The 22873-nt window shown below is 68.2% G+C and carries 22 protein-coding genes; 18 read left to right on the top strand and 4 right to left on the bottom strand.

Annotated elements, in window-relative coordinates; all coding sequences use genetic code 11:
* Window positions 1-54: 54 nt before the first annotated feature.
* The 3 genes from M8312_RS09310 (at window position 55) to M8312_RS09300 (ending at window position 2692) form a co-directional block, all read left to right on the top strand.
* The gene (locus M8312_RS09310; protein WP_250117429.1) at window positions 55-372 is read left to right on the top strand and encodes a polyhydroxyalkanoic acid system family protein; all 318 of its coding nucleotides are present in this window, start codon (window positions 55-57) and stop codon (window positions 370-372) included.
* A gap of 71 nt (window positions 373-443) precedes the next feature.
* Complete coding sequence (locus tag M8312_RS09305) at window positions 444-1754, top strand: FAD-dependent oxidoreductase (protein ID WP_250117428.1); 1311 nt, start codon at window positions 444-446, stop codon at window positions 1752-1754.
* 35 nt (window positions 1755-1789) lie between these two features.
* Entirely contained in the window at window positions 1790-2692 is a 903-nt protein-coding gene (locus M8312_RS09300; protein ID WP_250117427.1) for a diacylglycerol/lipid kinase family protein, read from the top strand.
* A gap of 57 nt (window positions 2693-2749) precedes the next feature.
* Here the strand turns inward: M8312_RS09300 and M8312_RS09295 are convergent, their stop codons facing one another.
* Complete coding sequence (locus tag M8312_RS09295; protein WP_250117426.1) at window positions 2750-4822, bottom strand: M13 family metallopeptidase; 2073 nt, start codon at window positions 4820-4822, stop codon at window positions 2750-2752.
* A gap of 201 nt (window positions 4823-5023) precedes the next feature.
* Between M8312_RS09295 and M8312_RS09290 the strand changes: the two genes are divergently transcribed.
* Complete coding sequence (locus M8312_RS09290; protein ID WP_250117425.1) at window positions 5024-6457, top strand: M20/M25/M40 family metallo-hydrolase; 1434 nt, start codon at window positions 5024-5026, stop codon at window positions 6455-6457.
* 14 nt (window positions 6458-6471) lie between these two features.
* Window positions 6472-7230: a DsbA family protein gene (locus M8312_RS09285; protein WP_250117424.1), complete on the top strand. Its 759-nt coding sequence runs from the start codon at window positions 6472-6474 to the stop codon at window positions 7228-7230.
* 3 nt (window positions 7231-7233) lie between these two features.
* Here the strand turns inward: M8312_RS09285 and M8312_RS09280 are convergent, their stop codons facing one another.
* Window positions 7234-8238 (bottom strand): ligase-associated DNA damage response exonuclease, encoded by a 1005-nt coding sequence (locus M8312_RS09280; protein ID WP_250117423.1) that lies wholly within the window; start codon window positions 8236-8238, stop codon window positions 7234-7236.
* 63 nt (window positions 8239-8301) lie between these two features.
* Between M8312_RS09280 and M8312_RS09275 the strand changes: the two genes are divergently transcribed.
* Genes M8312_RS09275 through pdeM form a run of 5 tightly spaced genes read left to right on the top strand, consistent with a single transcriptional unit; the run spans window position 8302 to window position 12413 of the window.
* Complete coding sequence (locus M8312_RS09275) at window positions 8302-8499, top strand: hypothetical protein (protein ID WP_250117422.1); 198 nt, start codon at window positions 8302-8304, stop codon at window positions 8497-8499.
* Window positions 8496-10922: a ligase-associated DNA damage response DEXH box helicase gene (locus M8312_RS09270; protein WP_284070213.1), complete on the top strand. Its 2427-nt coding sequence runs from the start codon at window positions 8496-8498 to the stop codon at window positions 10920-10922. The genes M8312_RS09275 and M8312_RS09270 overlap by 4 nt, the downstream gene beginning before the upstream one ends.
* Before the next feature lie 43 nt (window positions 10923-10965).
* A complete protein-coding gene (locus M8312_RS09265; protein ID WP_250117420.1) occupies window positions 10966-11244 on the top strand; it encodes a hypothetical protein in 279 nt (92 codons plus the stop codon).
* Window positions 11245-11270: 26 nt separating this feature from the next.
* Entirely contained in the window at window positions 11271-11723 is a 453-nt protein-coding gene (locus tag M8312_RS09260) for a hypothetical protein (RefSeq protein WP_250117419.1), read from the top strand.
* 27 nt (window positions 11724-11750) lie between these two features.
* Complete coding sequence (gene pdeM / locus M8312_RS09255; RefSeq protein WP_250117418.1) at window positions 11751-12413, top strand: ligase-associated DNA damage response endonuclease PdeM; 663 nt, start codon at window positions 11751-11753, stop codon at window positions 12411-12413.
* Here pdeM and pabB read toward each other — a convergent pair.
* Window positions 12410-14128 carry an aminodeoxychorismate synthase component I gene (gene pabB / locus M8312_RS09250; protein ID WP_250117417.1) on the bottom strand — a complete coding sequence of 573 codons (1719 nt, stop codon included), beginning with the start codon at window positions 14126-14128 and terminating at the stop codon, window positions 12410-12412. The genes pdeM and pabB overlap by 4 nt on opposite strands.
* 45 nt (window positions 14129-14173) lie before the next feature.
* On the opposite strand from pabB, the gene M8312_RS09245 reads away from it, so the two are divergent.
* The 7 genes from M8312_RS09245 (at window position 14174) to M8312_RS09215 (ending at window position 19300) form a co-directional block, all read left to right on the top strand.
* Window positions 14174-15433, top strand: a complete 1260-nt coding sequence (locus tag M8312_RS09245; RefSeq protein WP_250117416.1) for a dipeptidase — start codon at window positions 14174-14176, stop codon at window positions 15431-15433.
* Window positions 15434-15443: 10 nt separating this feature from the next.
* Window positions 15444-16115 (top strand): MBL fold metallo-hydrolase, encoded by a 672-nt coding sequence (locus tag M8312_RS09240; protein ID WP_284070173.1) that lies wholly within the window; start codon window positions 15444-15446, stop codon window positions 16113-16115.
* Window positions 16116-16248: 133 nt separating this feature from the next.
* Entirely contained in the window at window positions 16249-16428 is a 180-nt protein-coding gene (gene rpmF, locus M8312_RS09235) for a 50S ribosomal protein L32 (RefSeq protein ID WP_250117415.1), read from the top strand.
* A gap of 17 nt (window positions 16429-16445) precedes the next feature.
* Window positions 16446-17534, top strand: a complete 1089-nt coding sequence (gene plsX / locus M8312_RS09230; protein ID WP_250117414.1) for a phosphate acyltransferase PlsX — start codon at window positions 16446-16448, stop codon at window positions 17532-17534.
* Window positions 17531-18493: a beta-ketoacyl-ACP synthase III gene (locus M8312_RS09225; RefSeq protein ID WP_284070172.1), complete on the top strand. Its 963-nt coding sequence runs from the start codon at window positions 17531-17533 to the stop codon at window positions 18491-18493. Before plsX ends, M8312_RS09225 begins: the two co-directional genes overlap by 4 nt.
* Before the next feature lie 100 nt (window positions 18494-18593).
* A complete protein-coding gene (locus tag M8312_RS09220) occupies window positions 18594-18932 on the top strand; it encodes an integration host factor subunit alpha (RefSeq protein WP_250117413.1) in 339 nt (112 codons plus the stop codon).
* A gap of 8 nt (window positions 18933-18940) precedes the next feature.
* The gene (locus M8312_RS09215) at window positions 18941-19300 is read left to right on the top strand and encodes a MerR family transcriptional regulator (RefSeq protein WP_250117412.1); all 360 of its coding nucleotides are present in this window, start codon (window positions 18941-18943) and stop codon (window positions 19298-19300) included.
* Here M8312_RS09215 and M8312_RS09210 read toward each other — a convergent pair.
* Complete coding sequence (locus M8312_RS09210) at window positions 19235-21961, bottom strand: ATP-dependent DNA helicase (RefSeq protein ID WP_502957405.1); 2727 nt, start codon at window positions 21959-21961, stop codon at window positions 19235-19237. The two genes, M8312_RS09215 and M8312_RS09210, sit on opposite strands and share 66 nt — an antisense overlap.
* 202 nt (window positions 21962-22163) lie before the next feature.
* On the opposite strand from M8312_RS09210, the gene M8312_RS09205 reads away from it, so the two are divergent.
* Window positions 22164-22859 carry a DUF4214 domain-containing protein gene (locus tag M8312_RS09205; RefSeq protein WP_250117410.1) on the top strand — a complete coding sequence of 232 codons (696 nt, stop codon included), beginning with the start codon at window positions 22164-22166 and terminating at the stop codon, window positions 22857-22859.
* Window positions 22860-22873 lie beyond the last annotated feature (14 nt).

The raw sequence follows: 22873 nt of genomic DNA, 5'->3' as shown, positions 1-22873 counted from the left end.
CCTAAAGCACCAGCGCCGCTTGAAAAGTGATTAGCGCGGACGCACGTCGCAGGAATGAGCCAGCCCATCCATGTCGACCTGCCCCACACCCTCGGCCGCGAGGAGGCGCAGCGGCGCATCGCCGCCAACATCCACAAGCTGCAGGGTTACATCCCGGGCGGGGCGGAGGTCACCAGCAATTGGGTCGGCAGCCGCCTCGACATGACGGTAGGGGCCATGGGCCAGAGCGTCGATGCCAAGATCGACGTGGAGGAGAAGCTGGTCCGCTGCGTCATCGCCCTGCCCGGACTGCTCGGCATGTTCGCGCGGCCGATCGAGGCGGCATTGAAGGCCAAGGGCAGCGATCTGCTGCTGGAGGACCGGAGGAAGTAGGTACCCTTCGGACCGGCCCTCGCCTTCGCCTTTCGAACCCGTTAGCCTCCGCCCGACAGGAGGCCTCAACCATGCGCCATTTCGCCGTGATCGGCTCCGGACCCGCCGGCTTCTACACCGCCGAGGCGCTGCTCAAGGCCTATGGCGATCAGGCGCGGATCGACATTCTCGACCGGCTGCCGGTGCCTTACGGCCTGATCCGGTTCGGCGTTGCGCCCGACCACCAGTCGATCAAGGCGGTGGCCAAGCGCTACGAGAAGGTGGCGCTGGAAGAGGGCGCTCGCTTCCTCGGCAATGTGCACCTGGGAGCGGACGTCTCGATCGAGGAGATGCTTTCCCTCTACGACGCCGTGGTGCTGGCGACCGGCGCGCCGCATGACCGCCGGCTCGGGATTCCGGGCGACGACCTGCCCGGCGTGCTTGGCTCGGCGGCGTTCGTCGGCTGGTACAATGGCCACCCCGACTTCGCCGACCTTGATCCGCCGCTGGATGGCGCCGCGGCGGCGATCATCGGCAACGGCAATGTCGCGCTGGATGTCGCGCGCATCCTTTCCAAGACGCCCGCCGAATTCGTCGGTTCGGACATCGTTTCCCACGCCTTCGAGGCGCTGGGGCAGAGCGCCATCCGAACCATCAGCATCCTGGGCCGGCGCGGGCCGCAACAGATCGCGATGACTCCCAAGGAGCTTGGCGAGCTCGGCCACCTCGCCGACGCGCAACCCGTGGTGGAGCCCGCCGACCTGCCGCCGGTCGACACGGACGCGGCCCTCGATCCTGGCCAGCGCAAGTCGGTCGGCCACCTCCGCGACTTCGCGGCGGCGGCGGATACGGCCAAGCCCAAGCGGATCCTGTTCGACTTCTTCGCCAGGCCACTGGCCGTCGAGGGTCACGGCCGGGCCGAGCGGCTGGTGGTCGAACGCACCGCGCTTCAGCCGGACGGCACCGCCGAGGGCACGGGTGAGACCTACCTCATCCCCTGTTCGCTGGTGGTGAGCTGCATCGGCTATGCGACCCCCGCGATCCCCGGCGTCCCCTATGACGATCGCCTGGGGCGCTTCCCCAACGAGGGCGGACGTATCGCTGACCGGCTCTACGCCGTCGGCTGGGCGCGGCGGGGACCAACCGGCACCATCGGCACCAACCGGCCCGACGGTTACGAAGTGGCGGAGCAGATCGCCGCGCTGTTTCCGGCAGATGGCGCCGACAGTGGCCGGCGGGGCGGGGAGGGCCTGGACGCGATCCTGAAACTTCGCGGTTGCGACCCGGTCGAATTTCACGACTGGCAGAAGATCGAGGCCGCCGAGGTGGCCGCCGCCCGCGCCGGGGCGCCGCGCGAAAAGCTGGTCCGGGTCGAGCAAATGCTGAAGGTCCGGCACGATTGAGCGGAATTTTTCACCTGCGTTGAACCTTGCTGCGCATGCGGCTCGTTACGGAGGCGATGCAAGGTCTCGTCATTCTCAACCGCGGTGGCGGCAGCGCCGGTGACGATGTCGAACAGCGTGTTTCCGAGGCCCTGCGCTCGGCTGGCCTGACCGCCGAGGTCATCGCCCTTGATGGCGAGGAGTGCGTTCGCCGCGCCACCGCGGCGCGGGACGAGGGCCGGCCGTTCGTGGCCGCGGGCGGCGGCGATGGGACGATCAGCGCAGTTGCCGGTGTGTTGGCCGGGAGCGAGGTGCCGCTTGGGGTGCTGCCGCTTGGCACGCTCAACCATTTCGCCCGCGATCTCGGCGTTCCGACGGAGCTGGAAGAGGCGGTCCGGCTGCTGGGGAGTGACCGCCGCCGCAAGGTCGACGTCGCCGAGGTCAACGGCCGGGTGTTCATCAACAACAGTGCGGTCGGCCTCTATCCACTGATGGTGCTCGATCGTGAGGCCCAGCAGAAACGGCTCGGGCGGTCCAAGAAGCTTGCGATGCTGGTCGCGGGCGCGCGCACGTTGGCACGCTTCCGGCATCACCGGCTGCGCCTGACGATCAACGACGCGGAACAGGCGACGGTGAACACGCCGTTGCTGTTCGTCGGCAACAACGACTACGATCTCGTGCTGCCGCAAGCGGGCAAGCGCCAGACGCTCGACGATGGGCGACTGTGCGTGATGGTGCTTCGCTCGCAGGGCCGCGCCGGGCTGCTTGGCGCGATGGTGCGTGCCCTGCTGGGGCGCACACGGCCCGACGACCTCATCCGCCTGGACGATGTCACCCGGCTGCGGGTCGTCTCCCACCGCAGTCACCTGGCGGTGGCGACCGACGGCGAGACCGAGCATCTGGCGACGCCGCTCGACTATCGGATTCGGCCAGGCGCGCTGACGGTAATCGCCCCATAAGGAAAAACCGGCCGGAGCGGTGGCTCCGACCGGTTTGTCACCTCGGCGAAGAAGTGCTTACCAGATGTGGATGCGCTGCTCCGGCGGCAGGTAGAGCGCGCCGCTCTTCACGTTGAACGCCTTGTACCAGGCGTCGAAGTTGCGGACGACGTTCGGGCGCAGCTGCCCTGGCGAATGCGGATCGGTGGTCAGCTGGTTGAGCAGCGCCGCCTCCCGCATCTTGTTGCGCCACACCTGGCCGAAGCCGAGGAAGAAGCGCTGGTCGCCGGTGTAGCCGTCGATGACCCGGTCCGGCTTCCCGTGCAGGCTCATCTTGTAGGCGTCGTAAGCGACGTTGAGGCCAGCGAGGTCGGCCATGTTCTCGCCGAGCGTCAGCTCACCGTTCACATGGCTGCCCTTGATCGGCTCATAGGCGCCATATTGGGCAACGACCTTGTCGGTACCGACCTTGAATCGGCTGATGTCCTGCGCCGTCCACCAGTCCGACAGATTGCCCTGCGGGTCGTACTTGCGGCCCTGGTCGTCGAAGTGGTGGCTGAGCTCATGCCCGATCACCGCGCCGATCGCGCCATAGTTGACCGCCATGTCGGCGTTCGGATCGAAGAAGGGCGGCTGCAGGATGGCGGCCGGGAACACCACTTCGTTCATGGTCGGGTTGGCGTAGGCGTTCACCGTCATCGGGGTCATGCCCCATTCGGTGCGATCGACCGGCTTGCCCATCTTGGCGAGGTTGCGGTTGAACTCAAAGGTGGTGGCGCGGAACAGGTTGCCCACGGCATCGCCATTGGTGACGCTCAGCGCCGAATAGTCCCGCCACTTGGTCGGATAACCGATCTTGGGCGTGAAGGCGGCGAGCTTGACCCGCGCCTTGGCCTTGGTCTCGGGCGCCATCCAGGTCAGGTTGGCGAGCCGGTGATCCATCGCCTTGATCAGGTTCTGGACCAGCTCATCCATCTTGGCCTTGGTGGCTGGCGTGAAATAACGCTCGACATAGGCCTGGCCGACCGCTTCGCCGAGCGCGCCGTTGACGAGGCCGACGCCGCGCTTCCAGCGCTCCTGCAGCTGCGGGGTGCCCGACAGCGTCTTGCCGTAGAAGTCGAAATTCTCGTTGACGAAGGCCTTGGGCAGCATCGGCGCGGCGGCCGAGATGGTGCGGAAGGTGAGGTAATCCTTCCACGTGTCGATTGGGGCGTCCGCGATCAGCTTGGCCGAGCCGATGATCGCCTCGGGTTGGCTGACGATGACCCGCTCCGGAGCGCCGAGGCCGGTGCCCTGGAAATAGCCGTCCCAGTCGATGCCGGGGGCCTGCGCCTTGAGCTCGGCCAGCGTGCGCGGGTTGTAGCGCTTCTCGACCTGGCGCGACTGCACCCGGCTCCACTGCACCTGAGCGATCTGCTTCTCGAGATCGAAGATGCGCTGGGCGCGGGCTTCGGGCTCGGTCACCCCCGCCATGCGCAGCATGTTGCCGACGTGAGTGACGTACTTGGTCCGCGCTTCGGCAAACTTCGGGTTGGTGGTGTCGAGGTAGTAATCGCGGTCGGGCAGGCCGAGGCCGCCCTGGGCCAGGTAAATGGCGTACTGGCTGTTGTTCTTGAGGTCCTGCTGGACGCCGGCGCGGATCGGTCCGCCGATGCCGCTGCGGTTGGCCCAGGCCATGGTCGACGCCAGGTCGCCGCGCGTCTGGATGGCGTTGATGCGCGCCAGGTAGGGCTGAAGCGGGGCGATGCCCTTCTGCTCGATCGCGGCCTCGTCCATGAAGCTGCGGTAAAGGTCCGCGATCTTCTGGTTGTTGCTGCCGGCCGGGCCGCCGGTCTTGGCGATGTCTTCGATGAGGTCGTGGGTGCGCTGGTCGGACAGGTCGCGAAGCACGCCGAAGCCGCCCCAGCTGGACTTGTCGGCCGGGATCTCCGTGTTCTTGTCCCAGGTGCCGTTGACGTAATTGTAGAAACTGTCGCCGGGGTTCACCGACTTGTCCATGCCGGCGAGATCGACACCCCAGGTACCGAGCTGCGGCTTGGCGGTGCTGGCAGTGGCCGAGTGATGCGCCGGAGCCGGCTTGGCAACGGCCGCGCCACCGGTCGCCAGGATCGCGGACGCCGCCGTGGCGCCCAACAATAAGTGCTTGAACATGTGAGACTTGCCTCCAGGAAACTGGCCTTTGTCTAGGCCAAGCCCAAGCCGTGTAAAGCGTCACCTTCGCGCTGCTTCGACAAGGATGCTCCGGCCATCGACAAGCGACGGGAACTCCGCTCTGGCGCTTGGCCGGGGAGCGGTTTAGCCTCCGCTGCGAACGGCGCGGTTCGAGCGCCGAATGCTTCGGGGGAAACCACCATGTCCGTCCGCTCGACCTTTGCCTTCGCCCTGCTTTCCGCGACCGCCGCTCCAGCGCTCGCGCAGGCGCCCGCCACTGCCGCCAAGCCGCTCCGCCCCGACCAGGTCGAATTCCGCGCGCTCTACAAGCAGCTGGTGGAGACCAACACGACCCTGTCGTCGGGCAGCTGCACTCTCGCCGCCGAGCGGATGGCTGCCTACCTCAAGAACGCCGGCATTCCCGACAGCGGCCTTCACCTGTTCGCCGACCCGGCCCACCCCAAGGAGGGCGGTCTGGTCGTCGTCTATCCGGGGCGCCAGGCGACCGCCCGGCCGGTGCTGATGCTGGCCCACATCGACACCGTCGAGGCCAAGCGTGAGGACTGGACCCGCGATCCCTTCACGCTGGTGGAGGAGAATGGCAATTTTTACGCCCGCGGTTCGGCCGACGACAAGGCGATGGCCTCGATCTGGGTCGACACGCTCGCCCGCATGGCGCGCGAGAAGTACAAGCCGCGTCGCACGCTCAAGCTGGCGCTGACCTGCGGCGAGGAGACCAGCGGCGCGTTCAATGGTGCCGAATACCTCGCCAAGAACCAGCGCGCGTTGATCGACGCGGCCTTCGCGGTGAACGAAGGCGGCGGCGGCAAGCTCGACGAGAATGGCAAGCCGCTGTTCCTTGGCATCCAGGTGGGCGAGAAGCTCAGCCAGAATTACACGCTGGAGGTCACCAATCCGGGCGGACACAGCTCGCGCCCGGTCCCCGACAACGCCATCTACCACCTGGCCCATGCGCTGACGGCGATCGAAGGCTATCGCTTCCCGGTCGCGTTCAGCGCCACCACCCGCGACTTCTACACCCGCGTTGCCCCGACCCGCGCGCCCGATCAGCGGGCGGCGATCACCGCCTTGCTTGCCAACCCGCAGGATGAGGCGGCGCGCGCGGTGCTCGAGAAGGATCCCGACAACAACGCCATTCTTCACACCAACTGCGTCGCGACCATGCTCGATGCCGGGCACGCCACCAACGCCCTGCCGCAGCGGGCGCGGGCGAACGTCAATTGCCGCATCTTCCCCGGCACCAGCGCCGAGGAGGTGCGGCAGACGCTCGCCAAGGTCATCAACGATCCCAAGGTCGCGATCAGCCTGCGGGAGGTGCGCAATGCGCCCGCTCCGCCGCCGCCGCTCGACCCCAAGGTGCTGGGCCCCGCCGAAACGCTGGCCAAGCAGATGTTCCCGGGCGTGCCGCTGGTGCGCATCATGTCGGCCGGCGCGACGGACGGCGCCTTCCTCACCCCCGTCGGCATCCCGACCTACGGCATCAGCGGCTATTTCGGTGACCCGGACGGCAACGGCGTCCACGGTCTGAACGAGCGGGTGCGCGCCTCTGTCCTGTACAACAGCCGCGATTATCTTCAGCGGCTCATTCGTGTCTACGCCGAGCAGGCCGATTAAGCGGAGTGTTGTTCATGAATCATCGTCTCGTCACCGCGGCCGCGCTGGCGCTCAGCCTCGGCGGGCTTGCCGCCTGCAAGAAGGATGCGGCCGGCTCCGCCCCCGCCACGCCCGAACAGCCGATCAAGATCACGCAGGCCAGCCCGCCGCCGGGCGGCAGCTGGCTCGACGTCGTGAATACGACGCAGGACGGCTATGTGCTCGGCAACCCGAACGCCAAGGTGAAGCTGACGGAGATCGCCTCGCTCGGCTGCCCGGTGTGCCAGCGCTTTTCCGTGGAGGGCGTTCCGCACCTCAAGGACCTGGTGAAGAGCGGACAGCTGAGTTGGGAGATCCGGCCCTATCTGATCCACGGACCGATCGACCTCGCCGCCAACCTCATCGCCCGCTGCAACGGACCGCGCGGCTTCTTCCCGCTGGCCGAGGCGATGTACAAGGACCAGAAGAGCTGGATGGGCAAGATCGAGGCCTTGCCCCCAGCCGAGCTAACCCAGCTTCAGGCCCTGCCCGCTGACCAGGTGGTCAAGCAGATGGCGGAGCGCTCGGGCTTGCAGACACTGGCTGCCCAGCACGGACTGCCGAGCGCCAGGAGCAACCAGTGCCTGGCCGACCGCCAGGCAATGGAGCGCGAGGTGGCGGCGACCAGCAGCGTCAACGACCAGTGGCCCGAGTTCAAGGGAACGCCGTCGTTCGTCCTCAACGGCAGGCTGCTGGACCAGACGGCCAATTGGGCCGCACTCCAGCCGCAACTCGAGGCGGCGCTGAAGAGCTGACGCTCAACCGTCCTCTTCGTCGTCCTCGTAACCGACGAGGTTGAGTTCGCGGGCCTTGATCTGGCGGGTCATGCACCAGTGCATCAGCGCGTCCTCTCGGCCGTGGGTGATCCATACTTCCTTGGGCCGAAGCTCCAGGATGGTGGCGGTCAGTTCGTCCCAGTCGGCGTGATCGGACAGGATCAGCGGAAGCTCGACATTGCGTTGCCTCGCCCGCTGCCGGATCCGCATCCAGCCGGAAGCCATCGCGGTGATCGGGTCGGGCAGGCGCCGTGACCAGCGGTCGTTGAGCGCGCCGGGCGGGCACATCACGAGGTGTCCGGCCAATTCCGCCTTGCTGGCGCCGGTGGCCGGCCGAAGCTCGCCCAGGTCCACGCCCCAGTCCTGGTAAAGGGTGTTGAGGCGTTCCAGCGCCCCATGGACGTAGATTGGCGCATGATGGCCCCGGCGACGCGCTTCGCTGATCACGCGCTGCGCCTTGCCGAGCGCGTAGGCGCCGACAACGACGCAACGGTCGGGATTGTCGGCCAGGCGGGCGAGCAGCCGGTCGATCTCGCCGCCCGCATCCGGATGGCGGAAGACGGGTAGGCCGAAGGTCGCCTCGGTGACGAAGATGTCGCAGGGGACCGGCAGAAACGGTTCGCAGGTCGGGTCGGCCCGCCGCTTGTAGTCGCCCGACACGACGACCCGCTCGCCACCATGGTCCAGGATGATCTGCGCGCTCCCCAGCACATGGCCGGCGGGGACGAAGCTCACCTCCACCTCGCCGACGGTGACGCTCTGGCCATATTCGACCGGGCAGCCGTTCTGGTCGCCATAGCGAACGCCCATGATCGCCAGCGTCGCGGGCGTCGCCCACACCTGCCCGTGCCCGCCGCGCGCGTGATCGGCGTGGCCGTGGGTGACCAGTGCCCGTTCCTTGGGCTGCGAAGGATCGATCCAGGCGTCGGCCGGCGCGACATAGATGCCCTCGGGGTGGGGCTGAATCCAGGAACCGAGGCGTGCCATGCGGGCTTATACCACGGTAGACGGCGGACGGTTCCGCCCCGTAACGAGATCAGGGAGCTGAACATGGCCGAAGGCAGCGACGTCAATTACTGGACCATCGTGGTCGTGCTCGGCCCGATCCTGCTTGCGCTGGCAATCGCCTGGGCCATCATGCGCAATCGCAAGGCGACGACCAGCCTGGACGAGACGGAGCGTGGCACGCGCGAAAATTATCGGGCGGAGCAGCGCGCGCATGAGAATGAACCGGGCAGCGGCCTCTGACAGGGACTGAACTTCCGCCCGTCATCGCCGACTGGTTCTCAAGCCGGGGCTGGGCGCCGCGACGGCACCAGCTGGCGATGCTTGAGCGGGCGCGGGCCGGACGGCATGCCCTGCTGGTCGCCGCGACGGGTGCCGGCAAGACGCTCAGCGGGTTCCTGCCCACCTTGTGCGAGCTGGCCGAGCAGCCGAACTTCGACGGTCTGCACACGCTCTACATTTCGCCGCTGAAAGCGCTCGGCGTCGACGTCCAGCGTAATCTGCTCGGCCCGATCGGCGAGATGGACCTGCCGATCCGGGTCGAAACCCGCAGCGGCGACACGCCATCCGACCGCAAGGCGCGGCAACGGGCGCGACCGCCGCACGTCCTGCTGACCACACCTGAATCGCTCAGCCTGCTGCTGAGCTATCCCGACAGCTTCACCCTGTTCGCGAGCCTGCGACACGTGGTGATCGACGAGATTCACGCCTTCGCCCGCGACAAGCGAGGCGACCTGCTGGCGCTCAGTCTGGCGCGGCTGCAGCGGATCGCGCCCGCGATGCGGCGGGTGGGCCTGAGCGCCACGGTCAGCGACCCCGACGCCTATAGAGGCTGGCTGGCGCCCGACGCGGACGAGAGCGAAGTCGACCTCGTCATCGGCGATCCGGGCGCTCCGGCCGACCTGTCGATCCTGGTGCCCGACGGGCGCGTCCCCTGGTCCGGCCATTCGGGCCGCTACGCCGCGCGGCAGGTGATGGAGCTGATCGAGGCGCACAAGACGACGCTCGTCTTCTGCAACACCCGCAGTCTGGCCGAGCTGATCTTCCAGGACCTGTGGAAGGTCAACGAGCAGAGCCTGCCGATCGGGGTCCACCACGGCAGCCTGGCACTGGAAGCCCGGCGCAAGGTCGAAGGAGCCATGGCCGACGGTCGGCTGCGCGCGCTGGTCTGCACGTCCAGCCTCGATCTTGGAATTGACTGGGGTGACGTCGAGCTGGTCATCCAGATGGGCGCGCCCAAGGGATCGAGCCGGCTGCTGCAGCGGATCGGCCGCGCCAACCACCGGCTGGATGAGCCGAGCCAGGGCACCATCGTCCCCGGCAATCGCTTCGAATATCTGGAGGCGCGGGCGGCGCTGGATGCGATCGACGCCGGTGAGCTCGATCCGGAAATCTTCCGTCCCGGCACGCTGGACACGCTCGCGCAGCACATCCTCGCCTGCGCCTGCGCGGCGCCGTTCGAGCAGGCCGAGCTGCTGACCGAATTGCGCGGGGCGGCGCCCTATGCGGGGCTTCAGGAGGAAGTCTACGAGCGCGTCCTCCAGTATATCGCTACGGGTGGCTATGCGCTGAAGGCCTATGACAAGTTCCGCCGGCTCACGGAGGAGCCGCCGGGTTCGGGCCACTGGCGGATCACCAAGCCCGCGGTCGCCGTGCAGCACCGGATGAACGCCGGGATCATCGTCGACAATCCGATGATGGACGTGCGCTTCAAGAACGGCCGGATGCTTGGCCGGGTGGAGGAGGGGTTCGCCTCGACGCTCTCGGTCGGCGACCACATCTTCTTCGCCGGGCTCAGCCTGGAGGTGGAGCGGTTCAAGGATAGCGACATTGTCGTCCGGGCGTCGGCCAAGGAGGCGCGGCTGGTCACTTATGGCGGCCAGCGGATGAGCATGACGACGCACCTGGCGGACCGGGTTCGCGCCTTCCTCGCCTCGCCGCAGGAGTGGCATCGCTTTCCCGACGACGTCCGCGAATGGCTGGAGGTGCAGGGCCGCCGAAGCCGGCTGCCACAACCGGACGAACTGCTGGTCGAGACCTTCCCGTTCGAGAAGCGGCACTACATGGTGATGTACAGCTTTGAAGGCTGGAACGCGCACCAGTCATTGGGGATGCTGATCACCAAGCGGATGGAGAAAGCGGGGCTGAAGCCGCTCGGCTTCGTCGCCAACGATTATGCCATCGCGGTCTACGGGCTGGAGCCGATCGACGATCCCGCGCCCTTGCTGTCGCCCGACATCCTCGAGGGTGAGTTCGTCGAGTGGGTCGAGCAGTCCATGCTGCTCAAGCGCGCGTTCCGCGAGGTGGCGGTGATCGGCGGGCTGGTGGAGCGGCAGCACCCTGGCAAGCGCAAGACGGGCCGGCAGGTCAGCTTCTCAACCGACCTCATCTACGACGTGCTGCGGAAATATGAGCCCGACCACCTGCTGATGAAGGCGGCATGGGAGGATGCGCGGGCCAGGATGACCGAACTCGGCCGGCTGGCGCGGCTGGTGGAGCGGGCGCAGGCGCAGATGGTCCATGTGACGGCCAGCCGAGTGACGCCGATGGCGGTGCCGTTGATGGTGATCGTCGGGCGCGAAGCGCTGCCGGCGGGCGGCGAGGCGGACGACAGCCTGCTGATCGAGGCCGAGGCACTGGCTGCCGAAGCGATGCGCGAGGATTAGCGTGGTTCATCTGCCCGCAAGGTCCGACAGGCGACCACGCCGCATGCGCTTCCTGCCTGTCCTCGCCCTGCCGCTCCTGTCCGCCTGCGCCGTCGCCAGTACGGCGGTGGACGTGGTCACCCTGCCCGTGAAGGTCGTCTCCAAGGGCGTGGACCTCGCGACCACCAGCCAGTCGGAGGCCGACCAGAAGCGCGGTCGGCAGATGCGCGAGGCGGAGGAGCGCTACGGCCGCGCGCTCAGGGACTGGGACAAGGCCTGCCGCAAGGCGACTAGCCGTGGCGAAGCCTGTCCGCCCCGGCCCGAGATGCCACAGGTGCGCTGAGCGGTCGGGCCGGCTACAGCCGTCCGATGCGCTACTTTCTCGATTGCGAATATGACGGGTGGAACGGCCCGCTGCTGAGCCTCGCGCTGGTGCCGGAGGACGGCGGCGAGGAATTCTACGTCGTCATCAAGCACGAACGCCCGCTGACCGACTGGGTCGAGCGGCACGTGGCGCCTTACTTCTGGACGGTTCCGGAACCGCACAAGCATGATCCGCTAGACACTCACGAGGCCGCCGAGCTGCTGTCGCAATGGCTGGCGGGCCTGGACGAGGTCGAGATCATCGCCGACTGGCCGGAGGATATTTCGCTGTTCTGCCGCCTCATCATGACCGGCTCCGGTGAGATCGTGCGGGTGCCGCGGCTGACCTTCCGCTTCGTCCGGCTGCCGGGGTTCTCCACCGCCCGCAACAGCGTCGTGCCGCACAATGCGCTGCACGACGCCCGCAGCTTGCGTGACCACTTTACCCACTTGGAATAGCAGGCGTTTCGCGCCACAGGCGGCTTGATGGTTCCGCTTTCGTTCGCCGGTCACGACTTCCTTGCCGAGCCGCAGGGCGCCTTGTGGTGGCCGGCGCGGCAGGCGCTGCTCGTCGCCGACCTGCACCTTGAGAAAGCGAGCTGGTTCGCCAAGCTGGGCCAGTTCCTGCCGCCCTACGACAGCATCGCCACGCTGAGCGCGCTGGCCGAACTGGTCGAGCGGACGGGCGTGACCACGCTCTACTGCCTGGGCGACAGCTTCCACGACAAGTTCGGCTGCGACCGGCTTCCGCAAGCGGCGCGCGACCTGTTGCTGGGCATGACCGGTCGGCTCGACTGGGTGTGGATCCTCGGCAATCACGACCCGGGCTTCGCCGATCATTGCGGCGGCCGACTGGTCGAGGAGATTGCCGTCGACGGACTGATCCTCCGCCATGAGGCGCAGCCCGACGACGCCCGGCCGGAGCTGTCGGGCCATTACCACCCTAAGCTGCGGCTGCAGCTGCGCGGCAAGAACGTGTCGCGGCGCTGCTTCGTGGCGAGCGGGTCCAAGCTGATTCTGCCCGCCTTCGGTGCGCTGACCGGCGGGCTGGACGCACATCATCCCGAGATCATGAAGAAGGTCGGCGGCGGCGCGGCCGCGCTGATCCCGATCGCCGACCGGCTGCTGCGCTTCCCCCTGGCGGCCTAGGCCAGCCGCGCGGGGATCAGCCCGCGCACCATGTTGCCGATCAGGAATCCGCCTTCGAGGTCCCCCGGCGTCAAGTCCGCTTCGACCGCCCGGCCTTCGTCGAGCAGCTTCGCGCGGAGCACGCCGGCCAGCAGGCCGCGGCTGGCGGGCGGGGTGAGGAGCTTGCCGTCCCGTTCCACGAACAGCGATGTGAAAGTGCCCTCGGTCAGCTTGCCGTCCTGATCCACGAACAGCGTCTCGAACGCGCCGCCGTCCTCGCGCGCCTGGTCATAGAAGGCGCGATCGGTGGTCTTGTGGTGAAGGCGAAAATCGTTGGGCGCCACGGGTAGGGGGCGCAACGCCACCGGCACTGGCGGGTGGGCCGCCGCCGGCAAACCGCGCAGTTCCACCGCCATGACCCCGGTCGGCGACAGCAGCAGCCGCGCCACACCCGGCAGCTTGCGGCTGAAGGTGGCCGCCTGAAGCTCGTTGCGGGCGGCGTGGCGGTCGTAGTTGAAGCCCAGCGCCCGGGCCGAGGAACCGAGCCGGTCGAGATGGCGGTCGAGTTCCAGCACGCCCTCGCGCGGGTCGAAGCGCATGGTCTCGATCAGGTCGACGTTTGCTTGCTGGGCGGTCACGAAGGCTCCCTTGGCCAGGCACTCGGCCCATTCATCGCCGCTGTCGGAGTCGACCACAAGCCCGGAACCGAGGCCCAGCCGGGCCTGGTGCTCGTCCCGTCCGATGACGAGGGTCCGGATGAGCACGTTGAAGCTGGCGTCGCCGTTGGGATCGATCCACCCCATCGAGCCGGTGTAAGCGCCCCGCGGCTCCCGTTCGAGCCGGCGCAGCGCCAGCATGGCGGCCACCTTCGGCGCGCCGGTGACGGAGCCGCAGGGAAAGATGGTGCGAAGGACGTCGACGGCGTCCAGCCCGGGGCGCAGCCGCGCCGTCACCCGGCTGACCATCTGGCGCAGCGTCGGGTAGGTCTCCACCTTGAACAGCTCCGGGACCTCGACGCTGCCCGGCTCCGCCACGCGGGCAAGGTCGTTGCGGAGCAGGTCGACGATCATCAGGTTTTCCGCGCGGTTCTTGGGGTCGCCGGTCAGTTCCTCCGGCGGCGCGCTGAGCGGTGCGGTGCCCTTCATCGGCTTGGCTTCGATGACGCCGTTCCGCAGCGTGAAGAACTGCTCGGGACTGCACGACAGCAGCCAACCGTCCTCATGCCTGACGATGCCGCCCCAGCTCGCCGCACCGGCTTGCCGCATTCGGGCGTAGAGGGCGAGGGGCTCTCCTGCGATGCTCACGTCATAGTTGAAGGTGAGATTGGCCTGGTAGAAATCGCCGGCGAACAGATGCTCGCGGACCTGGGCGGCGGCGGCGAGATAGTCGGACCGCGCAAGCCGCGGTCGAGGGGCGCTCGCCCAGCCGCCGTCGGAGCTTGGCAGGAAAGAAGCGGCGTCGATCTCCTCATAGCTGTCGAACAGGCCGAACCAGAGCAGCGGATCGCTGCTCTCGCGGGCCGCCGGGGCAAGCGCGTCGTCCAGCGCTATTCCGGCTTCGTAGGCGAGGAAGCCCGCGGCATGGGCGCCCCCAACAACGGCGGCCTGCAACTGGCCGAGCGCATCGGCGACTTCGTTGAGATAGCGGGCGATGATGATCCGGTGGGGCGCACGATAGAGCCGCGCGGGCGAGCCTCCGGCGCGGGCGTCGTCGAACAGCAGGAAGGGCTCGGTCACTCCTTGGCGTTTGACGCTTCGTTGCGAGCCCGTAAAGTCGCACCCATGCGCTTCTTCCTTGCACTGGCGACGGCCTCGCTCCTCGCCACTTCCGCCACCGCCCAGCCGATCGATCCCGCGGTCGCCAAGCGGATCGACCGGGTCCTCAAGGCGACCCCGCTGATCGACGGGCACAACGACCTCGCCGAGCAGCTGCGCGAGAATTACAAGCTGGACGTGAGCGGGCTGGCGAGCGGGACGGACACCCGCGCGCACCCGCTGATGACCGACATGGCGAGTCTTCGGGCCGGCCGGGTCGGGGGCATCTTCTGGTCGGTCTACATCGACGGGACCATCACCGGCCCGCAGGCGATCCAGGACACGATCGAACAGATCGACACGGTGCACCGGCTGGTCGCGGCTTATCCCAATGACCTCGCCATTGCCCGCACTGCCGACGACATCGTCCGAATCCACCGGCAGGGGAAGGTCGCCTCGCTGATCGGGATCGAGGGCGGGCGGCAGATCGGCGGCAGCCTCGCGGCGCTCCGTCTCTTCTACGACGCCGGTGCGCGCTACATGACGCTGACCCACAACCAGACCACCGAATGGGCCGACAGCGCCACCGACGAGCCCAAGTGGCATGGGCTGTCGCCGTTCGGACTGAAGGTGATCGGCGAGATGAACCGGCTGGGGATGCTGGTCGACCTCAGCCACGTCTCGGCCGAGACGATGAAGGCGGCGATCGCGGCCTCCAGGGCGCCGGTCATCTTCTCCCACTCGTCGGCCCGGGCGCTGAACACCCATCCGCGCAATGTGCCCGACGACGTCCTGCGGCTGTTGCCGGCGAACGGCGGGGTGGTGATGGTCAATTGGGTGCCGCCTTTCATCAACCAGAAGGTGCTGGAGTGGCAGGCCGACCAGGAAGCGGAGACCGCGCGGCTGAAGCAGCTCAACAAGGGCAGTCAGGCGGCGGTCGAAGCGGGGGTCAAGTCGTGGATCGCGGCGCACCCCCGGCCCGCCACGACGGTCGCGATCGTCGCCGACCATATCGACCATGTGGCGCAGGTCGCCGGGCACGATCATGTCGGAATCGGCGCCGACCTCGACGGCATTCCCTTCGGTCCCGATGGGATGACCGGCGTCGATGCCTATCCGCAGCTGTTCGCCGAACTGATCCGCCGCGGCTGGAGCGATGCGGACCTTGCCAAGCTGGCCGGGGGCAACGTCCTTCGCGCGCTGCGCGGGGCCGAGGCGACCGCCCGGGCGCTGAAAGGCCAGCCGCCGGAAATGGCAACGCTTGAGGCTGCCCCCGCGCAGCCGTAAGGCCGGCGGCATGTCCGATACTCCCGAACCGCCGCTGCGCGCGGCGATCATTCCGGTGACGCCGCTGCAGCAGAATTGCACGCTGCTGTGGTGCACGGCGACCAACAAGGCCGCGATCGTCGATCCCGGCGGCGACCTGCCCAAGATCATGGACGCGATTCGGCAGACCGGGGTCACGCCGGAGAAGATCCTGCTCACCCACGGCCATATCGATCATTGCGGCCAGGCCGGGATGCTGGCGGCGGAACTCGGCATCCCGATCGAAGGACCGGAAGAGCAGGATCGCTACTGGATCGCCCGTCTGGAGGAGGACGGGCGCAACTACGGGATCCAAGCCAAGACGTTCGAGCCGGACCGCTGGCTGACCGGCGGCGACACGGTCACGGTCGGGGCGCTGACCCTGGCCGTCCATCATTGTCCCGGCCACACCCCCGGCCATGTCGTCTTCCACCACCCCGAATCCGCGCTGGCGATCGTCGGTGACGTGCTGTTCGCCGGTTCGGTCGGCCGCACCGACTTTCCGCTGAGCAACACCCAGGACCTGATCGATTCGGTGGTTCGCGAGCTGTGGCCGATGGGCGACGACACCGTTTTCCTGCCGGGTCATGGTCCGGCCTCGACCTTCGGGCGGGAGCGGGCCAGCAATCCCTTTGTTGGTGACCGCGTGCTGGCCGCCGCCTAGCGGGTTGCGTCGGCGCGGCTTTCCGCTATAGGCCGCATCGTTCGCGACGACCGTTCGCCGCCGTGGGCTTCGTGCCCGCCGGAATGGCGAGGTTCGTCGCATCTTTTTTTGTGATCACGAGACAGGTGCCGCAATGGCCGTTCCCAAGAGAAAAACCTCGCCTTCGAAGCGCAACATGCGCCGCAGCCACCATGCGCTGAGCCCGGCCAGCTTCCAGGAGTGCCCGAACTGCGGTGAGCTCAAGCTGCCGCATAACCTCTGCAGCTCCTGCGGCCATTACAACGGCCGCGAGATCGTCGCGACCGAAGCCTAAGCGCGAGAGGGTCAAGGATGGCCCGCGCTTCGGACAAGCCGCAGGGATTCGCCTCGCCGCGGATCGCGATCGATGCCATGGGCGGCGACTCCGGCCCGGCCGCGATGCTGGGCGGGGTGGCGCGCGCACTCAAGAGCGATCCTTCCCTGCGTTTCCTCGTGGTCGGTGACGAGTCGCTGATCCAGGTCGAACTCGCCAAGCACAATTTCCCCGCCGGTGCCGTCGAGGTGCTGCACGCGCCCGATTCGATCGGCGGTTCCGAAAAACCCAGCCAGGCGTTGCGCCGGGCCCGCACCACGTCGATGGGCATCGCCATCGCGGCGGTGAAGGACGGCCGCGCGCAGGCCGCGCTGTCGGCCGGCAACACCGGCGCGCTGATGGCCATCGCCAAGCTGGCGCTGCGGACCATGCCGGGGATCGACCGGCCGGCGCTGACCGCACTGCTCCCCACCATGGGTGAGCATGACTGCGTGATGCTCGACCTCGGCGCCAATACCGAGTGCGATGCCCAGAACCTCGTGCAGTTCGCGGTCATGGGCGCCGCTTACGCCCGCACCGCGCTTGGGCTGTCGAAGCCCCGGGTGAAGCTGCTCAACATCGGCACAGAGGAATTGAAGGGCACGGACGAGCTCAAGGAAGCCGCGGCCATGCTGCGCGAGGCGAGCTACCTTCCGCTGCAGTTCGATGGCTTCACCGAGGGCGACCAATTGTCCCGCGGCAAGGTCGACGTGGTCGTGACCGACGGCTTCTCGGGCAACATCGCCCTGAAGACGGCCGAGGGCACCGCGCGCTTCGTCACCGACCTGCTGCGCCGGGCGTTCACCTCCTCGCTCCGCTCCAAGGCCGGCTTCGCGCTCAGCAAGCCGGCGCTGCACATGCTCAAGGTTCACCTCGACCCCAACAACCACAATGGCGCGGTCTTCCTTGGCCTGAACGGCCTAGTGGTGAAGAGCCACGGCAGCGCGACCCCCAAGGGCGTCGCCAACGCCATCGGCGTCGCCGCCCGGATGGTCCGCAACGACATCACCCGGCAGGTCGGCGAGGACCTCGACAAGTTCCGCGCCCATGCCTTCAGCGGCGAGCAGGCCGGGACGGAGCCCAAGTGAGCGTGAAGTCGGTGATCCGCGGCGTCGGAGCGGCGCTGCCGAAGCGGCGGGTCGACAATGCCGAACTGGCTGCGCAGGTCGACACGTCCGACGAGTGGATCGTCGAGCGCACGGGCATCCGCTCGCGCTATATCGCCGGTGAGGGCGAGACGACCGGCACGCTGGCCGCCGACGCCTGCCGCCAGGCGCTGGCGCGCGCGGGGATCGCCGCGGCCGACATCGATCTCATCGTTCTTGCAACCGCCACTCCCGACCAGACCTTCCCGTCGACCGCGACCAAGGTGCAGGCGATGCTCGGCATCCCTGACGCCATCGCCTTCGACGTCCAGGCGGTCTGCAGCGGCTTCCTTTACGCCCTGTCGGTGGCGGACTCGATGCTGCGCGGCGGCAATGCCCGGCGCGCGCTGGTGATCGGCGCCGAGACCTTCAGCCGGATCCTCGACTGGGAAGACCGCGCCACCTGCGTCCTGTTCGGTGACGGCGCAGGCGCGGTGGTGCTGGAGGCCGAGGACGGCGGCGAGCGGGGAATCCTCGCAACCCGGCTCCACGCCGACGGCCGCCACAACGAAATGCTTTACGTCGACGGCGGTCCATCGACCACGGGCACGGTCGGCAAGCTCCGTATGAAGGGCCGCGAGGTGTTCCGCCACGCGGTGGTCAACCTGCACGACGTGCTCGGCGAAGTGCTCGAGGCGGCCGATCTCTCCGTCGCCGACGTCGATTGGGTCGTACCCCACCAGGCCAACGCCCGGATCATCGACGCGACCGCGCGCAAGCTCGGGCTGAGCGCCGACCGAGTGGTACTGACGGTGGACCGTCACGCCAACACGTCGGCGGCCTCCGTTCCGCTGGCACTCGAGGTCGCGGTGCAGGACGGGCGAATCAAACCGGGCGATATTGTCGTCCTGGAAGCGATGGGCGGTGGCTTTACATGGGGCGCCGCCGCACTTCGCTTTTGATTTTGTTCGTTAAACATGCTCTTAGGTCGAATTGCCGACATGGCTCGTTTGCGCTAGCGTAACGATCGGTCGACACGCGAAAAGGGGCGGAGACAAGGCGATGGCAGACGCTGGAGTGGCCAGGAGCAGGCCAGCGCAAGAGATGCATGGCGGAACGCTGACGCGGGCCGACCTGAGTGACATCGTCCACCGCAAGCTGGGGCTTAGCCGCGCGGAATCGGCCAGCATGGTCGAACGCCTGCTGTTCCACATGTGCGCCGCGCTGGCGGATGGCGAGAACGTCAAGATTTCCGGCTTCGGCAGCTTCATCCTGCGCGACAAGGGCCAGCGGGTTGGGCGCAATCCCAAGACCGGGGTCGAAGTGCCGATTGCACCGCGTCGGGTAATGACCTTCCGCGCCAGCCAGCTGATGCGCGACCGGGTCGCGCGCCGCGGCTGAGCCGCTTAATGGCCGGACCCAAGGCCGACGGTGCTTTTCGGACGATCGGCGAGCTGGCGGTCGAGCTGGGCGTGGCCCAGCACATCCTGCGCTACTGGGAAACCAAGTTCCCGCTGAAACCTCTCCAGCGCGCCGGTAACCGGCGTTACTATCGCCCGGCCGACGTCGCCTTGGCGCGGCGGATCAACGAGCTGCTCAACCGCGAAGGCTACACCGTTCGCGGGGTACAGAAGCTGCTTCGCGAAGGGCGCCTGGAGGGTGCCGAGACACCCAGGCCCGCCGACCCTGTCGAGGACCGCGCTTCAGGCGTCAGCGCCGTCGACCTGCGCGCCCTGCGCGAGCGGCTGGTCCGCGCGCTCGAGCGCTGAGCGCGCCGCGACCCGCGCCACCGCTTGGTCGAGCGGCAGCCGGCTGACGGTCACACCGGGCGGAAAGGCGGTCAGCAACCGCGAGGGACAGGCCGCTGAGAGGATTACGAAGGTACCCCGATCGCCTTCGCGCCGGATCAGCCGTCCGAACGCCTGCGCCAGCCGCGCCTTCACCACCCGGTCGTCATAAGCCGAGCCGCCGCCCGCCAGCTTGCGCGCGGCATGGAGGACGGTGGGGCGCGGCCAGGGAATGCGTTCCATCACCACCAACCGCAGCGACTCGCCCGGAACATCCACGCCGTCGCGCAAGGCATCGGTGCCGAGCAGGCTTGCACGCGGATCATCGCGGAAGATGTCGACCAGCGTGCCGGTGTCGATGGGGTCGACATGCTGGGCAAGCAGGGGCAGCCCTTCACGCGCCAGCCGGTCGGCAATTCGGGCGTGCACGGCCTTCAGCCGCTGGATGGCGGTGAACAGCCCCAGCGTTCCGCCGTCACTCGCCTCGATCAGCCGGGCGTAGGCCCCGGCCAGAGCGGGCAGGTCGCCTTGCTTGACGTCCGTGACGACGATCACTTCCGATTGCGCGGCATAGTCGAACGGGCTTGGCGCGGAGAAACGTTCGGCGGCGCCGGGGAGGTGGAGGGCACCGGTCCGTGCCTCGGCCGCGGCCCAGTCCTCGCCGCCGCCGCGCAGGGTGGCGGAGGTGACCAGCACGCCCTGTGCATTGGCCAGCACCGCCCCCGCCAGCGGGCGCGTGGGATCGAGCCAGCGCCGATGAAGGCCGATGTCGTATTCCCGCCCCTCCACCCGATCGAGCGCGAGCCAGTCGACGAAGTCGGGATCGGCCGGTCCGCCGATGCGGGCGAGCAGCTGGGTCCAGGCGGCCAGCGCCTGCCCGCGCCAGCTGAGGCCCGCGATCGCCCCCTCGACCCGGGCGCGAGCCGCGGCATCGAGCCAGTCGGGCGCATCCTCCAGCACCGCCTCCAGCCGCCGGCCCAGCGCTGCCAGTGGCCGGGCCAGCGCCTCCAGCGCCTCCAGCCCCTTGGCGGCGGCTTCGACCAGGTCGCCATCGGGCTCGGCCAGCTCGGTCTCCAGTCCATATCCCGCGTCCTGCGCCCTGGCGCGGGCGAGCACGGTGCCGCGCACCTGGCTGAGCAATCCCTCGATCGGGCCGAACGGCGCGCCTTCCACGATCCGCGCGAGCCACCCGTCGCTGGGCAGCAGCCGCGCCGCCTCGACCGCCGCGTCGAGCGCCTCGGCCCCCGGCTCGTCATAGGAGCAGACGTCCATCAGCCGCGCCGCCAGGCCCCGGCGGCGCCCGCGCGAGCTTTTCTCCGGTCCAACGATCCAGCGGCGGAGCTCGATCGCTTCCTGGCCGGTCAGCGCCACCGCGAAGGTCGAATCGGCGGCGTCGAACAGGTGGTGGCCCTCGTCGAACAGGATCCGCTCGGGCGGGCGGGTGAGCCGGCCGCGCGCCGCGGTGACCATCACCAGCGCATGGTTGGCGATCACCAGGTCGGCGTCGCGGCTGGCCCGCTCGGCCCGTTCGATGAAGCAGCGGCGATAATGGGGGCAGCCGGCGTAGACGCATTCGCCGCGCCGGTCGGTTAGCGCGGTGGCGCCCGCGCGGCGGAACAGGCTGGGTAGCCAGCCGGGTAGGTCGCCGCCGACCATGTCGCCGTCGCGGCTGTAGGCGGCCCAGCGCCCGACCAGCTGTGCCAGCACGGCGGCGCGACCGGAAAAGGCGCCCTGCAGCGCGTCCTCAAGGTTCAGCAGGCACAGGTAATTCTCCCGACCCTTGCGGATGACCACCTTTGCCCGTCGCTCCGACGGGTCGGGAAAGATGCGCTTGGTTTCGGCATCCAGCTGCCGCTGAAGCGCCTTGGTGAATGTCGACACCCACACCGCGCCGCCCGCCTCCTGCGCCCACAGCGAGGCGGGCGCGAGATAGCCGAGCGTCTTTCCGATGCCGGTGCCAGCCTCCGCCAGCAGGAGGTTGGGGCTGTCCGGCCGTTCCCGAGGGTTGAAGACGTGGGTCGCGGCGGCGGCAAAGGCGCGCTGGCCGTGGCGCCGCTCGGCACCGGCGCCGGTGATCTCCGCCAGACGATCCTCGGCGGCGGCAGCGGGAACACGCAGGGTACGCGGGGGCGGGCGATCGGCGCTTTCGTCCCATTGCGGCAGACGCGAGAAGAGCATCCGCTCGCCGCGCTCGGGCCGCTGGAGCCGCTCGCCGACCAGCGGCGCCCACGGCCAGCCGAGCCGGTGCAGCGTCGCATTGACCGTCCACGCGCCCTCCCGCTCGGCCCATTGCGGGTCGGTGAGCGTCGCCAGCAGCTCCTCGGCGATGGCGGGCAGCAGCGCGGCCGCGGCGGCATCGTCGGCGGGCGCGGCCAGTCCCACCGCCCGGGCCATGCCGGCGACGGTCGGGACCGCGAAGCGGGCGGGGTGGATCAAGGCGAACAGCTCCAGCAGGTCGAGCCCGCTGACCTCGCCATAGCCCAGCCGCTGCCCCACCAGCGGCGCGTTCAGCAGAATGTGCGGAGTCTCCGCCGCCCGCGCGATCGCCTCGCCCCGGCTCGCCTCCCGCGCGCCGTCAGCGTCGGCGATCCAGATGCCCGCATGGGTCGCGTAAAGCGCGGGGATGGTGATGGGGGAGGCCACGGCTATTGATGTGGCCATGTGAGAACGAAAGGGCAACCATCGCGAGGCCTGAAGCACTGACCGCGCGTCAGATGGAGGGCCACTGGCGACAGCGGTGGTCGCCCTTCCGCGACAAAGCGATATAAGCGTCGGTGAATGTGCGGCGGATCGCCAGGCGGCTGCCGTGCGACGACCGGCAATCTTACGAAGGAAAGATCATCTCATGGACAGCATGACCAAGACCGGGCCGGACCTGTCGTTGCGCAAGGTCAATCTTGGCTGCGGATACGACAAGCGGCCAGGTTATCTGAACGTCGATCTCAACGACTTCCATTCGCCTGACTGGGTCGCGAACATCGCCGATCTGCCGGAGTTTCCGTCGCACCATTATGAGGAGATCGTCGCCCAGGACGTGCTGGAACACATGACCCGTGACGATGCCAAGAAGGCGTTCGGCGAGTGGGCACGCATTCTCTCGCCAACCGGGGTAATGAAAGTTCGCATCCCGTCCATCATCGGCCTGTTCGGTCTGATGCGTGATCACCCGTGGACGGCCGAGGCGCACGACCACATCATGCACCTGATGTTCGGCACGCAGGCGTATAACGGCGACTTCCACCTGTCCGGATATACGCCGCCCATCCTGATCGCGATGGCGAAGAACGCCGGACTGATGATCACCAGGGCGGCCATGCGTGACGGCTGGCTCTATGACCTGGAGTTCTCCAAGGTGCGGGAGGCCACCGACGAGGAGTTCCTGCACGGGGCCTTCTTCGAACATCTGGGCCGCGCAGTTGATCCCGCGGGCCTGCAGAGCTGGCTCGCGGCACTGGCTGGCGGACAAGTTACCCGCGACGGCTTGGTCGCGGCCCTGCGTTCCTCCGAAGAGGCCAACGACAAGTTGAGGCGCCTTATCTGAGGCGTCCAAGCCCG

This window comes from Sphingomonas sp. KRR8, from assembly GCF_023559245.1.
Taxonomy (GTDB): domain Bacteria; phylum Pseudomonadota; class Alphaproteobacteria; order Sphingomonadales; family Sphingomonadaceae; genus Sphingomicrobium.
Note: the sequence above shows the minus strand (reverse complement) of the source record. Positions and strands in the feature narration are given on the sequence as shown.

Coding starts and splice junctions, on each gene's coding strand:
- M8312_RS09215 (WP_250117412.1), top strand. CDS start 18,941: ATGGCCGGACCCAAGGCCGACGGTGCTTTTCGGACGATCGGCGAGCTG.
- M8312_RS09310 (WP_250117429.1), top strand. CDS start 55: ATGAGCCAGCCCATCCATGTCGACCTGCCCCACACCCTCGGCCGCGAG.
- M8312_RS09240 (WP_284070173.1), top strand. CDS start 15,444: ATGTCCGATACTCCCGAACCGCCGCTGCGCGCGGCGATCATTCCGGTG.
- rpmF (WP_250117415.1), top strand. CDS start 16,249: ATGGCCGTTCCCAAGAGAAAAACCTCGCCTTCGAAGCGCAACATGCGC.
- M8312_RS09275 (WP_250117422.1), top strand. CDS start 8,302: ATGGCCGAAGGCAGCGACGTCAATTACTGGACCATCGTGGTCGTGCTC.
- M8312_RS09285 (WP_250117424.1), top strand. CDS start 6,472: ATGAATCATCGTCTCGTCACCGCGGCCGCGCTGGCGCTCAGCCTCGGC.
- M8312_RS09290 (WP_250117425.1), top strand. CDS start 5,024: ATGTCCGTCCGCTCGACCTTTGCCTTCGCCCTGCTTTCCGCGACCGCC.
- M8312_RS09265 (WP_250117420.1), top strand. CDS start 10,966: ATGCGCTTCCTGCCTGTCCTCGCCCTGCCGCTCCTGTCCGCCTGCGCC.
- M8312_RS09295 (WP_250117426.1), bottom strand. CDS start 4,822: ATGTTCAAGCACTTATTGTTGGGCGCCACGGCGGCGTCCGCGATCCTG.
- M8312_RS09260 (WP_250117419.1), top strand. CDS start 11,271: ATGCGCTACTTTCTCGATTGCGAATATGACGGGTGGAACGGCCCGCTG.
- M8312_RS09205 (WP_250117410.1), top strand. CDS start 22,164: ATGGACAGCATGACCAAGACCGGGCCGGACCTGTCGTTGCGCAAGGTC.
- M8312_RS09220 (WP_250117413.1), top strand. CDS start 18,594: ATGGCAGACGCTGGAGTGGCCAGGAGCAGGCCAGCGCAAGAGATGCAT.
- M8312_RS09305 (WP_250117428.1), top strand. CDS start 444: ATGCGCCATTTCGCCGTGATCGGCTCCGGACCCGCCGGCTTCTACACC.
- M8312_RS09300 (WP_250117427.1), top strand. CDS start 1,790: ATGCGGCTCGTTACGGAGGCGATGCAAGGTCTCGTCATTCTCAACCGC.
- M8312_RS09280 (WP_250117423.1), bottom strand. CDS start 8,238: ATGGCACGCCTCGGTTCCTGGATTCAGCCCCACCCCGAGGGCATCTAT.
- plsX (WP_250117414.1), top strand. CDS start 16,446: ATGGCCCGCGCTTCGGACAAGCCGCAGGGATTCGCCTCGCCGCGGATC.
- M8312_RS09245 (WP_250117416.1), top strand. CDS start 14,174: ATGCGCTTCTTCCTTGCACTGGCGACGGCCTCGCTCCTCGCCACTTCC.
- pdeM (WP_250117418.1), top strand. CDS start 11,751: ATGGTTCCGCTTTCGTTCGCCGGTCACGACTTCCTTGCCGAGCCGCAG.